12 protein-coding genes are annotated in these 13081 nt (G+C 75.1%); 3 read left to right on the forward strand and 9 right to left on the reverse strand.

Annotation, left to right across the window (positions count from 1 at the left end):
- Positions 1–236 precede the first annotated feature (236 nt).
- Positions 237–1217 (forward strand): hypothetical protein, encoded by a 981-nt coding sequence (locus tag ACLGIH_RS05230; protein ID WP_416529288.1) that lies wholly within the window; start codon positions 237–239, stop codon positions 1215–1217.
- A 165-nt stretch (positions 1218–1382) separates the two neighbouring features.
- Here the strand turns inward: ACLGIH_RS05230 and ACLGIH_RS05235 are convergent, their stop codons facing one another.
- Positions 1383–2009: a TetR/AcrR family transcriptional regulator gene (locus tag ACLGIH_RS05235; protein ID WP_416524032.1), complete on the reverse strand. Its 627-nt coding sequence runs from the start codon at positions 2007–2009 to the stop codon at positions 1383–1385.
- Positions 2010–2222: 213 nt separating this feature from the next.
- On the opposite strand from ACLGIH_RS05235, the gene ACLGIH_RS05240 reads away from it, so the two are divergent.
- Positions 2223–3026: a phosphatase PAP2 family protein gene (locus ACLGIH_RS05240; protein WP_416524033.1), complete on the forward strand. Its 804-nt coding sequence runs from the start codon at positions 2223–2225 to the stop codon at positions 3024–3026.
- The gene (locus tag ACLGIH_RS05245) at positions 3023–4126 is read left to right on the forward strand and encodes a DMT family protein (protein ID WP_416524034.1); all 1104 of its coding nucleotides are present in this window, start codon (positions 3023–3025) and stop codon (positions 4124–4126) included. Before ACLGIH_RS05240 ends, ACLGIH_RS05245 begins: the two co-directional genes overlap by 4 nt.
- A 116-nt stretch (positions 4127–4242) precedes the next feature.
- Here the strand turns inward: ACLGIH_RS05245 and ACLGIH_RS05250 are convergent, their stop codons facing one another.
- The 8 genes from ACLGIH_RS05250 to ACLGIH_RS05285 all read right to left on the reverse strand — a co-directional run bounded on the left by ACLGIH_RS05250 (position 4243) and on the right by ACLGIH_RS05285 (position 13003).
- A complete protein-coding gene (locus tag ACLGIH_RS05250; protein WP_416524035.1) occupies positions 4243–6294 on the reverse strand; it encodes a phosphocholine-specific phospholipase C in 2052 nt (683 codons plus the stop codon).
- 239 nt (positions 6295–6533) lie between these two features.
- A complete protein-coding gene (locus ACLGIH_RS05255; protein ID WP_416524036.1) occupies positions 6534–7529 on the reverse strand; it encodes a LacI family DNA-binding transcriptional regulator in 996 nt (331 codons plus the stop codon).
- Between the two features lie 68 nt (positions 7530–7597).
- Positions 7598–8266 (reverse strand): GntR family transcriptional regulator, encoded by a 669-nt coding sequence (locus ACLGIH_RS05260; RefSeq protein WP_416524037.1) that lies wholly within the window; start codon positions 8264–8266, stop codon positions 7598–7600.
- The gene (locus ACLGIH_RS05265) at positions 8263–9264 is read right to left on the reverse strand and encodes a proline racemase family protein (RefSeq protein WP_416524038.1); all 1002 of its coding nucleotides are present in this window, start codon (positions 9262–9264) and stop codon (positions 8263–8265) included. The genes ACLGIH_RS05260 and ACLGIH_RS05265 overlap by 4 nt, the downstream gene beginning before the upstream one ends.
- A 14-nt stretch (positions 9265–9278) precedes the next feature.
- Positions 9279–10169, reverse strand: coding sequence for a dihydrodipicolinate synthase family protein (locus tag ACLGIH_RS05270; protein WP_416524039.1), 891 nt, complete (start codon positions 10167–10169; stop codon positions 9279–9281).
- Positions 10169–11566 (reverse strand): FAD/NAD(P)-dependent oxidoreductase, encoded by a 1398-nt coding sequence (locus ACLGIH_RS05275; protein ID WP_416524040.1) that lies wholly within the window; start codon positions 11564–11566, stop codon positions 10169–10171. Before ACLGIH_RS05275 ends, ACLGIH_RS05270 begins: the two co-directional genes overlap by 1 nt.
- Positions 11556–11855, reverse strand: a complete 300-nt coding sequence (locus tag ACLGIH_RS05280; protein WP_416524041.1) for a (2Fe-2S)-binding protein — start codon at positions 11853–11855, stop codon at positions 11556–11558. Before ACLGIH_RS05280 ends, ACLGIH_RS05275 begins: the two co-directional genes overlap by 11 nt.
- Positions 11852–13003, reverse strand: a complete 1152-nt coding sequence (locus tag ACLGIH_RS05285) for an NAD(P)/FAD-dependent oxidoreductase (protein ID WP_416524042.1) — start codon at positions 13001–13003, stop codon at positions 11852–11854. Before ACLGIH_RS05285 ends, ACLGIH_RS05280 begins: the two co-directional genes overlap by 4 nt.
- Positions 13004–13081 lie beyond the last annotated feature (78 nt).

Raw genomic sequence — 13081 nt, forward strand, 5'->3', positions numbered from 1 at the left:
CCCCGACCGGCGATACCTCCGCGGAGCGACCGGCACCGCCCCCGACCGGCGACACCCCCGCGGAGCGACCGGCACCGCCCCCGACCGGCGACACCCCCGCGGAGCGACCGGCACCGCCCCCGACCGGCGACACCCCCGCGGAGCGACCGGCACCGCCCCCGACCGGCGACACCCCCGCGGAGCGACCGGCACCGCCCCCGGCCGGCGACACCCCCGCGGAGCGACCGGCACCGCCCCTGGCCGGTGGTGCGTCGCCCGCGTATCCGGCCCAGCCGGCCCCCGGGCACGTCCCGGCCGGGCACCCGGCGCCTCCCGGGCAGCCGCCGTATCCCGCGGGTCACGGACAGCAGCCGGTCCACGGCCCGTACCCCGGCCAACCGGCGTACCCCGGCCAACCGGCGTACCCCGGCCAACCGGCGCATCCCGGCCACCCCGGCTACCCGGCCCAACCGTCGCCCGGCGCCCGCCGGCGTCGGCTGCGGGCCGGGATAGCCGCGGCGGTGGCCGCCGCCGTCCTGACGAGCATCGGAGTCGGTGTCTACGCCCTGGCCGGCGACGGCTCGGGCGAGGACCGGGTCGGTTCCCAGCAGCGCAGCCCGGGCGTGCCCGACCGGCAAGGCGACGGTGACGGCGACGGCGGCTCGGACGACGAGTCGCCCTCCCCCGACCGGTCCGGTCCGCCGAAGATCGACAGCGGTTCGGTGACGGACACGGTCAGCGGCATCAGCCTGCCGATCCCGGACGGCTGGCACGGCCAGGAGATCACGGTCGGTGCGTCGGTCTCCTCCGACGACTCCTATCCCTGCCCCGGCGACACCGACGCGACATGCACCAAGGGCGGCGCGTACTCCGCGCCGGCGCTCGTGCTCGGCACCGAGGGCCGCACCGCCGAGCAGGTCGCCAAGGCGGACATCGAGGTGAACGCCGAGCAGTCCTACGGCGGCAAGAGCTACGGCTCGATCACCTCGCACGAGGTGCTGGCCTCCGAGGCGGTGACCGTGGCCGGGCAGAAGGGCTACCGGGTCCGCTGGAAGGCCGTCACGAGCAAGGGCGCCGACGGCTACGTCGAGTCGCTCGCCCTCCCCTCCCCCGCCAACCCGGAGCGCATCGTCGTCGTCCGTCTCGGTGTGGACGTCGGCCAGAAGCAGTCCGTCCTGGACGAGATCGCCGAGGGCATCGAGGCCGCCTCGGGCGGCGGCACCGGCCAGGACGTCTGACCGCCCGCTCCGTCCCGCCCGGCGTCCGGGAACACGAGTCGGCCGGGTGGGACGCCCCTCCGCTCAAGGGGCACCCCACCCGGCCGGGGGTGCGCGCCGCCCCCGTCCCCACGGTGCGGCGCGGGCAGGCCGCCGTCCAGTCATCCCGTGGACGGCGACCTGGTCTCAGGTGAGTCCCATTGCGGGCAGCACCGCGGCCTCCACGAAGCGGACCAGGTAGTCCGCGTCGGCGTACTCGCCCTCCAGCACGGGCCGGACCCGCAGCACGCCGAACATCTGCGCGGGCACGTACTCCAGCGCCGGATGGCCGGCGGGGACCTCGCCCCGGGCCACCCCGCGCTCCAGCATCGTGCGCAGCGCGGCGATCTCCGGCTCGACGATCGCCTCGCGCAACGCCCGCTGCAGCTCCGGGTCCTGCATGACGGCATGGCCGAGCGCCTGGAGCAGCCGGGTGTCCTCGCCCGACCACTCTCCCGCGGCCCGGGCCGCCTGCCGCAGGTCCTCGGCGAGCGATCCGGTGTCGATGCCGGCGAAGCGCACCCGGCGGCGCGAGCGCAGGGCCGCCGCGACGAACTGCGGCTTGGTCCTCCACTGCCGGTAGAGCGTGGACTTGCTGCACCGCGTGCTGGCGGCGACGCCCTCCATCGTGACGGCGTCGTAGCCGCACTCGCGGATCTGCTCGACGACCGTGTCGAAGAACTCCTGTTCCCGCTCGGGCGTGAGCTTGGAGCGGCGCGGGGCAGCGCCCTGGGACCCGGCCGTCTCCGGTGGATCCGCGGCCTGTGGCGCCATCGGTGCTGCTCCTCGCTCGGGTTCGGCGGTCAACGTCCGTACTCCCCCGTACTCGACTGCGGCTCAAGTGTGTCGTACGACCATCGATCGCCCATCGATACGCCAGTGTACCGGTACTCGGCCGTATCGGTACACTGGCGTATCGGAACGGAACCGTATCGATGAGTCCCGTCACCTCGCCACACGCGCCACCGTCAGTGAAGGGACCGTGGGATGACCGCCGCCCGCACCGAGCCCGCAGCATGGGAGCCGGACCCACCGGCCCGACCGCCGCTGCTCCGTGAGCTGCTGCTCGTCGCGGGGCTCTTCGTCGTCTACAAGCTCGGCCGGCAACTGGCGGCGGGCGACACCGGCGAGGCCTTCGCCCACGCACACCGCGTGTGGGACCTGGAACGGTCGCTGCGGCTGCCCGACGAGGGCGCGGTGCAGTCCCTGCTGCTGCACGGCGACACGCTCGTGCGGCTCGCGAACACCTACTACGCGGCCGTGCACTTCCCGGCCACCGCCGCCTTCCTCGTCTGGCTCTACCTGCGGCGGCCGGCACACTACGTCTGGGCCCGCCGGGTGCTGGCCGCGGTGACCGGCGCCGCGCTCGTGCTGCACCTGACGTTTCCGCTGGCCCCGCCGCGCATGCTCGCCGCGGCCGGTCTGGTGGACACCGCGCGGGTGTACGGGCCGTCGGTGTACGGGCCGCCGCGGGCCGACGAGCTGTCGAACCAGTTCGCGGCGATGCCGTCGCTGCACTTCGGCTGGGCGCTGATGCTGGCGATCGGCCTGGTCGTCGCCACCCGGTCCCGGCTGCGGTGGCTGTGGCTCCTGCACCCGCTGCTCACCCTGGCGGTGATCGTGGGCACGGCCAACCACTACTGGCTCGACGTGATCGTGGCCGCGGCCCTGCTGGGCCTGGCGCTCGCGGTGGTCCGCCCGCCCCTGCGCCGGACCCGGACCCTGGTCGTCCGCGGCCGGACCCGGCCGAGGCCGGCCGAGCGGCGCGAGCCGGTGGGGGCCGGCCGGTGAGCGCCGCCGCACTCGCCGTCGGCCTGTCCCTCGTCTCCGCCGTCGCCTACGCCGCGGCGGCAGTCACCCAGGAGCGGCTGGCCGCCCGCCGTCCGGGCACCGGCGCGCTGCGGATGCTGGGCAGCGGCGCCTGGTGGTGGTCGGCCGCGCTCAACGCCTTGGGCGCGCTGCTGCACGTCGTGGCCCTGAAGTACGGTCCGCTCACCGTGGTCCAGCCGCTGGGGGCGCTGACCCTGGTGGCGGCGGTGCCGCTGGGGGCGCGGCTCGCGGGCCGCCGGGTCGGCTCCGCCGAGTGGCGGGGCACCGGGCTGACCCTGCTGGGGCTGGGCGCGCTGCTGCTCACGGCGACCGGGCCCGCGCCCGACGACGTGCTGAGCGTGCCGGAGGCGCTGGCCGTGGCGGGCGCGACCGCCGCCCTGATCGGCCTGCTGTCCCGGCCGGGCACCCGGCCGGGTCTGCGGCACGCGTCCGCCTCGGGCATCGCCTCCGGCGTCGCCTCGGCGCTGACGCAGACCGTCACGGTGGCCGCCACCGACCGCTCCGGCCCGCTGCTCGGCGCCCAGGTCGTGGGGGTCGCGGTGCTGGTGGCGGCCTTCGCGGCCGGTGGCCTGCTACTGGCGCAGACCGCCTATCGCGGCGGCCTCGGGGCCCCGCTGGCGGTGGTGACCCTGGCCAACCCGGTGGCCGCCGCGGTCATCGGCGTCGCACTGCTCGGCGAACGCCTGCGGGGCGGCCCGGCCGGCCTGCTGCTGGCCCTGACCGGTGCCGCACTGGCCGCCCGAGGCGTTCTGACACTGACCCGCGCACCGACCGGAACACCGGGCGCAGGCCCTGCGGCCGGAGCACCGGACGCGCGTCCTGCGGCCGGCACACCGACCGGGCTGCGAGGCACGCACTCCACGCCCACCGCGCCACCCGACCCCGTGGACGCGGCTCCCGCGACCGGGTCGCCGGCCGGAGCACCGGGAGCCCACCGCACGCCCGCCGCCCCGGCCCCGGCCACCCCGGCCCCACCCGCCGCCCTGATGCCCCGGCAGCCGCGGCCCGAGCCCGTGGAAGCCCTCACGGCGGGCATGCCGGGCGGCGTGCAGGCGGGCTGACAGCCGGAGGCGGCCGCCGCCCACCGGGGGCGAGGACAGCGGCCACGTCGGCATGATGCCGCCGGGCACCTGGCGACCCGCGCCGAGCGGCCGGTCGTGCGGCGGAACCCCAGCGGCTACTCCGTGACGATCGCCGGGTCGCTCACCCCCGGCCGCCCGTTCTCGACGTGCCCGGCGAAGCGGCGCAGGAACGCGGGGTCGGACTCGGAGGTGACCGTGAGGTCGTACCAGCGGCGGCTCTGTCCGAGGTCGACGGTGTGCCGGACGACGGCGCCGGGGCGCACCGTGACGGTCCGGCCCCGGCCCCCGTAGGCGTTCGCCAGCTTCAGGCGGACCGTGCCGGAGCCGCTGTTGGTGAAGGTCAGTTGCACGTCGTCGCGCACGTGCCGGGCCGTGACCTCGGGGCCGGCGGTCCGTCCGGGGCCCTTGAAGACGCGCAGGAAGCCGTTCGGACCGTGCACGGCCAGGTCGTGGCCGCCGCCCGAGTACGCCGAGTTCCAGGTGTCCGAGAGGGTCTTGCCGGCCTCGGTGGTGTACGTCCAGGGTCCGTCGGTGCGGTTGCCGGACGTGACCAGGAAGGCGGCGCCGGCCTCGGGGCCGGAGGCGAAGGTGAGCGTGAGCTTCCCGGCCGCCGCGTCCGCCGATCCGTCGACGTGCGGGGCGTACCTCAGCGGGCGGGCCGGGCGCAGGCCGCGCTCCTGCTTCGGCATGTCCGGGTCGGCGGGCGGCGTCGGCCGGTAGTCGGGGTGGCGCTCGCGGTCCGGCGGCTCGTAGGCGCCGGTGTCCGGCAGCTCGGCGGGCCGGCTGTCCTTGCGGGAGAAGTCGAACGCGGAGGTCAGATCGCCGCAGACGGCGCGCCGCCAGGGGGAGATGTGGGGTTCCCGGACACCGAAGCGGCGCTCCATGAACCGCAGGATCGAGGTGTGGTCGAAGGTCTCCGAGCAGACGTACCCGCCCTTGCTCCACGGCGAGACCACCAGCATCGGCACCCGCGGCCCGAGCCCGTAGAAGCCCTCGCGGTGGGTCCTGTCGCCCGGGTGGACGTCCAGGGAGACGTCGACGGTGGAGAGGCCCTGGGCGGCGGACTTCGGCGGCAGCGGCGGCACCACGTGGTCGAAGAAGCCGTCGTTCTCGTCGTAGGTGATGAACAGCGCCGTCTTCGCCCACACCGCGGGGTTGGCGGTGAGCGCGTCCAGGACCTGGGCGATGTACCACGCGCCGTAGTTCGACGGCCAGTTGGAGTGCTCGGTGAAGGCCTCGGGGGCGACGATCCAGGAGATCTGCGGCAGGCGGTCCGCCTGCACGTCGGCGCGGAGCCGGTCGAAGTAGCCGTCGCCGTTCTTGACGTCGGTGCCGGTGCGTGCCTTGTCGTACCAGGGGTCGCCGGGGCCCGCGTCGCGGTACTTGTTGAAGTACAGCAGGGAGTTGTCGCCGTAGTTGCCGCGGTAGGCGTCGCCGATCCAGCCCCAGTGGCCGTCCGCGTCCAGGCCGTCGCCGATGTCCTGGTAGATCCTCCAGGAGACGCCGGCCCGCTCCAGGCGCTCGGGGTAGGTCGTCCAGTCGTAGCCGAGTTCGTCGTTGCCGAGGACCGGACCGCCGCCCTTGCCGTCGTTTCCGGTGTGGCCGGTCCACATGTAGTACCGGTTGGGGTCGGTGGAGCCGATGAACGAGCAGTGGTAGGCGTCGCAGACGGTGAACGCGTCGGCGAGGGCGTAGTGGAAGGGGATGTCCTCCCGGGTCAGGTAGGCCATGGTGGTGGTGCCCTTGGCGGGCAGCCACCGGTCGTACCTGGCGTCGTGGTAGGCGTCCTGCCCGTCCGGCCAGCCGTGCGGCAGCCCTTCCAGGAACTGCATGCCGAGGTCGTCGGCGTCCGGGTGGAAGGGCAGCACCTCGGTGCCGTCGTGCTCCTGGTGCCACACCGACTTGCCGCTCGCGAGGGTCACCGGGCGCGGGTCGCCGAAGCCGCGGACGCCTCTCAGCTTGCCGAAGTAGTGGTCGAAGGAACGATTCTCCTGCATCAGGACGACGATGTGCTCGACGTCCTCGACCGACCCGGTGCGATGGTTCGCCGGGAGGGCGGCGGCCCGCTGGATACTGGTGGACAGGGCGCTGAACGCCGTGGTGGCGCCCGCGAGTTGAAGGAATCGGCGCCGGTTGACTTCGGGCATGGGGGTGGGAAGCCTCTCTCGCCTCGGGAGTGGGAGGTTCGGTCCGGGATGGTGCGGGTCGGGACGAGCGCTCGTGCGAGAAGCCGCGCGAAAGGAGTGTTCCAGGAGCACCAAACGTCAGGGAAGGGCCCGGTGGCGCCCATGTGAAAGTCGCCGGTACACCTGGACGTCGCGCCCGCCGACGGGTGGCGGTGGCGCCGGTGATGTCCGACCCGCAATTTCCCGAGGGAGAAGTGAATCTATTCGCGGGGTGCTTGCGCAGTGGACCCGCGCACCACCAGCTCCGGCTCGAACAGCAGCTCATCGGCGGCCACGGAACCCCCGCTGATCTGCGCGTTCAGCAGCTCCACCACGGCCCGGCCCATGGCCTCGATGGGCTGCCGGACGGTGGTGAGCGGCGGTTCGGTGCAGTTCATCAGCGCCGAGTCGTCGTAGCCGACGACGGAGATCCGCGACGGCACGTCGAGACCCTTGCGGCGGGCGGCCCGGACGACGCCGAGGGCGAGGGGATCGCTGGCGCAGATGAAGCCGGTGACGCCCCGGTCGAGGAGCCGGGTGGCCGCGGCGTGGCCGCCCTCGATGGAGAACATGGCCCGGGCCACGTGGGCGTCGGGCAGCTCCCCCATGGCCCGGGCGGCGGCCAGCTTGCGCCCCGAGGGCATGTGGTCGCCGGGGCCGAGCACCAGGCCGATCCGCTCGTGTCCGAGCGAGGCAAGGTGCCGCCAGGCCTGCTCCACCGCCACGGCGTCGTCGCAGGAGACGCCGGGGAACCCGAGGTGCTCGATGCCGGCGTTGACCAGCACGACCGGGATGTTGCGCTCGGCGAGCCGCCGGTAGTGGTCGTGGGGCGCGTCGGCCTGCGCGTACAGCCCGCCGGCGAAGACGACGCCGGAGACCTGCTGCTGGAGGAGCAGATCCACGTAGTCGGCCTCGGAGACCCCGCCCTTGGTCTGGGTGCACAGCACCGGCGTCAGCCCGAGCTGGGCCAGCGCCCCGCCGATCACCTCCGCGAACGCCGGGAAGATGGGGTTCTGCAGCTCGGGCAGGACCAGGCCGACGAGCCGGGCGCGCTCGCCGCGCAGCTGCGTGGGCCGCTCGTAGCCGAGGACGTCCAAGGCGGAGAGCACGGCCTGCCGGGTGGCCTCGGAGACTCCCGGCTTGCCGTTGAGCACCCGGCTGACGGTGGCCTCGCTGACCCCGACCTTCTTCGCCACCTCGGCAAGTCGTCGCGTCATGACCGCAAGCGTAGCGAAAGATATGCAAGTCGCTTGCGTAACGGGTCGACGGCGGGCCCGGGCAGGGGTCAGGGAGCGGCCCACAGCCCGCGGACATGTCCCAGGTGCCGGGTCATCACGGCCCGTACGGCGTCCTCGTCGCGGGCCAGCAACGCGTCGAGGATCTCCAGGTGCTCCTCGGCGGACGCCTCCAGCCGCCCCTGCTCCGCCAGCGCGGTCAGCCCGTACAACCGGGAGCGGCGGCGCAGGTCCCGCACCACCTGGACGAGATGGTCGTTGCCGGCGAGCGCGAGCAGCCCCAGGTGGAAGCGGAGGTCCGCCTCGACGTACGCGATGAGGTCGCCGGACGCGGCGGCCGCGACGATCTCCCGGGCGGCCGACCGCAGCGCCTCCAGGGCCACCGGGTCGGCCGTGCCGGCCAGGCCGGCGGTGGTCGGGATCTCGATGAGCGACCGGATGTGCGTGTACTCGTCGAGCTGCTTGTCGGAGACGGCGGTGACCCGGAACCCCTTGTTGGGCACGGTGTCGACCAGCCCCTCCTTGGCGAGGTCCAGCATCGCCTCGCGCACCGGGGTGGCGGAGACCCCGAAGCGGGCGGCGAGCCCGGGGGCGGAGTGGACCTCGCCGGGGCGCAGTTCGCCGGCGATCAGCGCGGCCCGCAGCGCGTCGGCGACCCGTTCGCGGTGGCTGGGCTTCTTGCCGCCCAGGACGGGCAGCGCGGGACCGTTGCGGCTCACAGGACGAACCCCGCCGGGAAGGGGTCGGCCGGGTCCAGCAGGTACTGGGCGGTGCCGGTGATCCAGGCGCGGCCGGTGAAGCCGGGCAGCACGGCCGGGCGGCCGGCCACCTCGGTGGTGCCGTGCAGCCGGCCGGTGAACCGGGTGCCGATGAAGGACTCGTTGACGAACTCGGTCTCCAGCGGGAGTTCGCCGCGGGCGTGCAGCTGGGCCATGCGGGCGCTGGTGCCGGTGCCGCACGGGGAGCGGTCGAACCAGCCGGGGTGGATCACCATGGCGTGCCGCGAGTGCCGGGCGGTGGAGTCGGGGGCGTAGGCGTGGACGTGGTGGCAGCCGCGGATGGAGTCGTCCTCCGGGTGCACCGGCTCGGCCTCGGCGTTGATCGCCTCCATCAGCGACAGGCCGGCGGCGAGGATGTCGTCCTTGCGCGACCGGTCGAAGGGCAGGCCGAACTCCGTCAGCGGCAGGATGGCGTAGAAGTTGCCGCCGTAGGCGAGGTCGTACGTCACCGTCCGCCCGTCGGACAGGGTCGCCCTGCGGTCCAGGGCGACGGCGAAGGACGGCACGTTCCGCAGTGTCACCGCCGTGGCGGCGCCGTCCGCCACCGCCACCTCGGCGACGACGAGCCCGGCCGGGGTGTCGAGGCGGATGGTGGTGACGGGCTCGGTGACCTCGACCATGCCGGTCTCGACGAGGACCGTGGCCACCCCGATCGTGCCGTGGCCGCACATCGGCAGATAACCGGAGACCTCGATGTAGACGACGCCCCAGTCGCAGTCGGGGCGGGTCGGCGGCTGGAGGATCGCGCCGCTCATCGCGGAGTGCCCGCGCGGTTCGTTCATCAGCAACCGCTTGACGTGGTCGCGGTGTTCGCGGAAGTACAGCCGCCGCTCGTTCATGGTGGCGCCGGGGATGGTGCCGATCCCGCCGGTGACGACGCGGGTCGGCATGCCCTCGGTGTGCGAGTCGACGGCGTGCAGGACGAGCTTGCTGCGCATGGCCCGCTCCCTCCCTACGCCGGTCCGGCCGCGAGGGCCTGCTCGGTGGCGGCGCGCACTGCCGCCTCCTGTGCGGGCGGCAGCGGCATGCGCGGCGGGCGGCAGGGTCCGCCGCGCCGCCCCGCGACGTCCATGGACACCTTGATGGCCTGTACGAACTCGACCTGGGAATCCCAGCGCAGCAGGGGGTGCAGCTGCCGGTAGAGGCGGCGCGCGGTGGGCAGGTCGCCGGCGACGGCGGCGCGGTACAGCTCGACGGAGGCGGCGGGCAGCGCGTTGGGACAGCCCGCCACCCAGCCCTTGGCGCCGGCGAGCGCCAGCTCCAGCAGGACGTCGTCGGCGCCGATCAGCAGGTCGAGTTCCGGGGCGAGTTCGGCGATGCGGTAGGCGCGGCGGACGTCGCCGGAGAACTCCTTCACCGCTCGGACGTGCCCCTCGCCGTGCAGCCGGGCGAGCAGTTCGGGCACCAGGTCGACCTTGGTGTCGATCGGGTTGTTGTACGCGACGACCGGCAGGCCGGCCTCGGCGACCTCGGCGTAGTGGGCCAGGACGGAGCGCTCGTCGGCGCGGTAGGCGTTGGGCGGCAGCAGCATGACCGCGCCGCAGCCCGCGTCCCGGGCCTGCTCGGCCCAGCGGCGTGCCTCGGCGGACCCGTAGGCGGCGACGCCGGGCATGACCCGGTGCCCGCCGATCGCCGCGACGGCGGTCTCGACGACCTTCGTCCGCTCCTCGGCGGTGAGCACCTGGTACTCGCCGAGCGATCCGTTCGGGACGACGCCGTCGCAGCCGTTCGCGACCAGCCAGGAGCAGTGCTCGGCGTAGGCGTCGTAGTCCACGGAGAGGTCGTCGTGCAGCGGGAGCGCGGTGGCGACGAGGACGCCGCGCCAGGGGCGGTCTTCGGTCATCAGGGTCCTTCCTCGGGGTGCTGGTCGGCGAGTACGCCCAGCGGGACGGGGCGTGCGAACGGCCGCCGGGCCGGGGAGGCGTCGCAGCCGGCGAGCCCGGCGACCGCCGGACCGCACACCCGGCCCTGGCACCAGCCCATGCCCGCCCGGGTCAGCAGCTTGACGGTACGGACGTCGCCCGCGCCCAGGTCGAGGGCCTCGCGGACGGCACCGGCGGTGACCTCCTCGCAGCGGCAGACGACGGTGTCGTCCGTGACCTGGTCGGTCCAGCGCGGGCGGGTGGCGTAGGCGGAGTCGAGCGCCGCCGCCGCTTCCCGCAGGCGTCTGCGGGCCGCGACGGCGGCGGGCGCCGGGTGGAACCGGGTTCCGTGCAGCCGCGCGGCGACCGAGCGGCCGGCGAGGTGGCCCTCGGCGAGGGCGAGGCCCGCGCCGCCGATGCCGGTGGCCTCCCCGGCGGCCCAGACTCCGGGCACGGTGGTGCGCTGCTCGGCGTCGACGGCCACGGCCGTGCCGTCGAGGGCGCAGCCGAGGCCGTCGGCGAGGTCGGTGTGCGGGAGCATGCCGTGGCCGACGGCCAGGGTGTCGCAGGCGAGGTGCCGCTCGGTGCCGGGCCGGACCCGTCCGGCGGCGTCGAGGGCGGCGACGGTGACGCCGGTCAGCCGGTCTCCCCCGCTCTCGGCTTCGCTCGAGCGGGAGGTACCCCCACCGTGGGCGCGGACGACGGTGTGCCGGGTGAGGAGGCGGACGCGGTGGCGCAGCAGCCGTGCGGCGTGACCGGCGCCTTCGGGGAGCTTGCGGGCCAGGGCACGGGCGTGCCGGGGGAAGCCGCGCGGGCCGGCCGACTCGACGAGCGCCGCCACCCGCACGCCCGCCGCCGCGAGCCCGGCCGCCACGGGCAGCAGCAGCGGCCCGGTGCCGGCCACCACGGCGGTCCGTCCCGGCACGACGAGCGATCCCTTGAGCATGGCCTGGGAGCCGCCGGCGGTGACGACACCGGGGAGGGTCCAGCCGGGGAAGGGCAGTACCCGCTCGTAGCCGCCGGTCGCGAGCAGCACGGCGTCGGCGTGCACGACGGCCGGTTCGTCCTGCCCGGGACCGAGCAGCGCGTGCACGGCGAAGGCGCCGGACCGCCGTTCCACCCACCACACGTGATGGCCGGTCAGGGTCTGTACGCCACTGGCGGCGAGGCCGTCGCGCAGCCGCTCCCAGGTGCGCCGCTGGTGGTGCAACGCCCGGGCGTGCCGTGCGCCCAGTGCGGCGGCCGGCTGCCGGAAGTACTGGCCGCCCGGCCCGGCGGCGGCGTCGAGGAGCGCGACCCGCACGCCTCGCGCGTCCGCCGCCAGGGCCGCCGCGAGCCCGGCCGGACCGGCGCCGATCACCGCGAGGCTAGTCCGCATGGCCGGTTCCCTCCTGGGTGCGGATCACGGCGCCGGGCCGCACGGGCACCAGGCAGGCGCGCTGGTTGGGCCGGTCGTCGACGGTGACCAGGCAGTCGAAGCAGACACCGATTCCGCAGAAAACGCCCCGCGGCCGGCCGGTGCCCCGGGTGGTGTGCCAGGAGGTGACACCGGCCGCCCACAGCGCGGCGGCGACCGTCTGGCCGGGCAGTGCCTCGATCTCCCGGCCGTCGAAGGTGACGGTGAAGGCGGGGCCGGGCCGGGCCCGGGCGAGCCGGAGCGGGTTCACGCGCTCTCCTCGGGGAAGCGGTCGGGACGGAACGGCGTCGGATCGAGGGCGTATCGTGCCCCGGCGAGCGCCTGGGCGATCAGCCGGCCGGTGCCCGTGGCCAGGCCGATGCCGGCGCCCTCGTGCCCGCAGGCGTGGAAGAGACCGGGGGCCCGGGGGTCGGGACCGATCGCCGGGAGGTGGTCGGGCAGGTAGGGCCGGAACCCGGCGTACGTCCGCATGGCCCGTACGCCGGTCAGGAAGGGGAAGAGCCGTGTGGCGCCCGCCGCCAGGGCCCGCAGCGCCGGGAGGGAGACCGTGCGGTCGAAGCCGACCCGTTCCCGGCTGGCCCCGATGAGGACCGGGCCGGCCGCGGTGCCCTCCACGACCGGGGAGGTCTGGAGCGCCGCCGAGTCGCTGGCCACGTCGGCGACGTAGTCCGCGGCGTACACCTTGTGCCGGATGCGGCGCGGCAGCGGCTCGGTGACCAGGACGAACCCCCGCCGGGGCAGCACGGGCAGGTGCACCCCGGCGCGGGCGGCCAGGTCGCCGCCCCACGTGCCGGCCGCGTTGACGACAGCGGGGGCGTGCAGGTCGCCACGGTCGGTGCGCACCCCGCGCACCGTGCCGCCGGGCCGGCGCAGCACCTCGGTCACCGTCCGGCCGGTCAGCAGCCGTGCCCCGGAGGCCCGCAGCAGCCGGGCGGCGGCCAGGGCGGGCATCACCTGGGCGTCCTGCGGATAGTGCACGGCGCCCGCGAGGCCGGGGGCCAGCCACGGTTCCAGGTCGGGCAGCCGGTCGGCCGGGACCCCGGCCGCCTCGACGCCGGCCGCGCGCTGAGCGGCGGCCAGCGCTTCGAGGCCGGCGAGGGCCCGTGGGGTGCGGGCGACGACGACGCCGCCCTTGGGTTCGTATTCGACGGACTTCCCCAGCTCCCGGCCCAGTTCGGACCACAGGCGCAGGGAGAGCAGGGCCAGTTCGAGCTCGGGTCCCGGTTCCTTGTCCGAGACGAGGAGGTTGCCCTCCCCCGCCCCGGTGGTCCCTCCGGCCACCGGGCCGCGGTCCACGACGGTGACGGTCAGGCCCGCCCGGGAGGCGTACAGGGCGCAGGCGGCGCCGACCACTCCGGCGCCGACCACGACGACATCGCAGGTCAGCGACTGGCTCACGGCAGTAATATGTCACACAGCACACTGCCCGGGAAGAGGGCGGCGACCGGTGGGCGGCCTTCTCCGCGACGGACGCGG

This window comes from Streptomyces hamibioticus, from assembly GCF_047946815.1.
Taxonomy (GTDB): domain Bacteria; phylum Actinomycetota; class Actinomycetes; order Streptomycetales; family Streptomycetaceae; genus Streptomyces.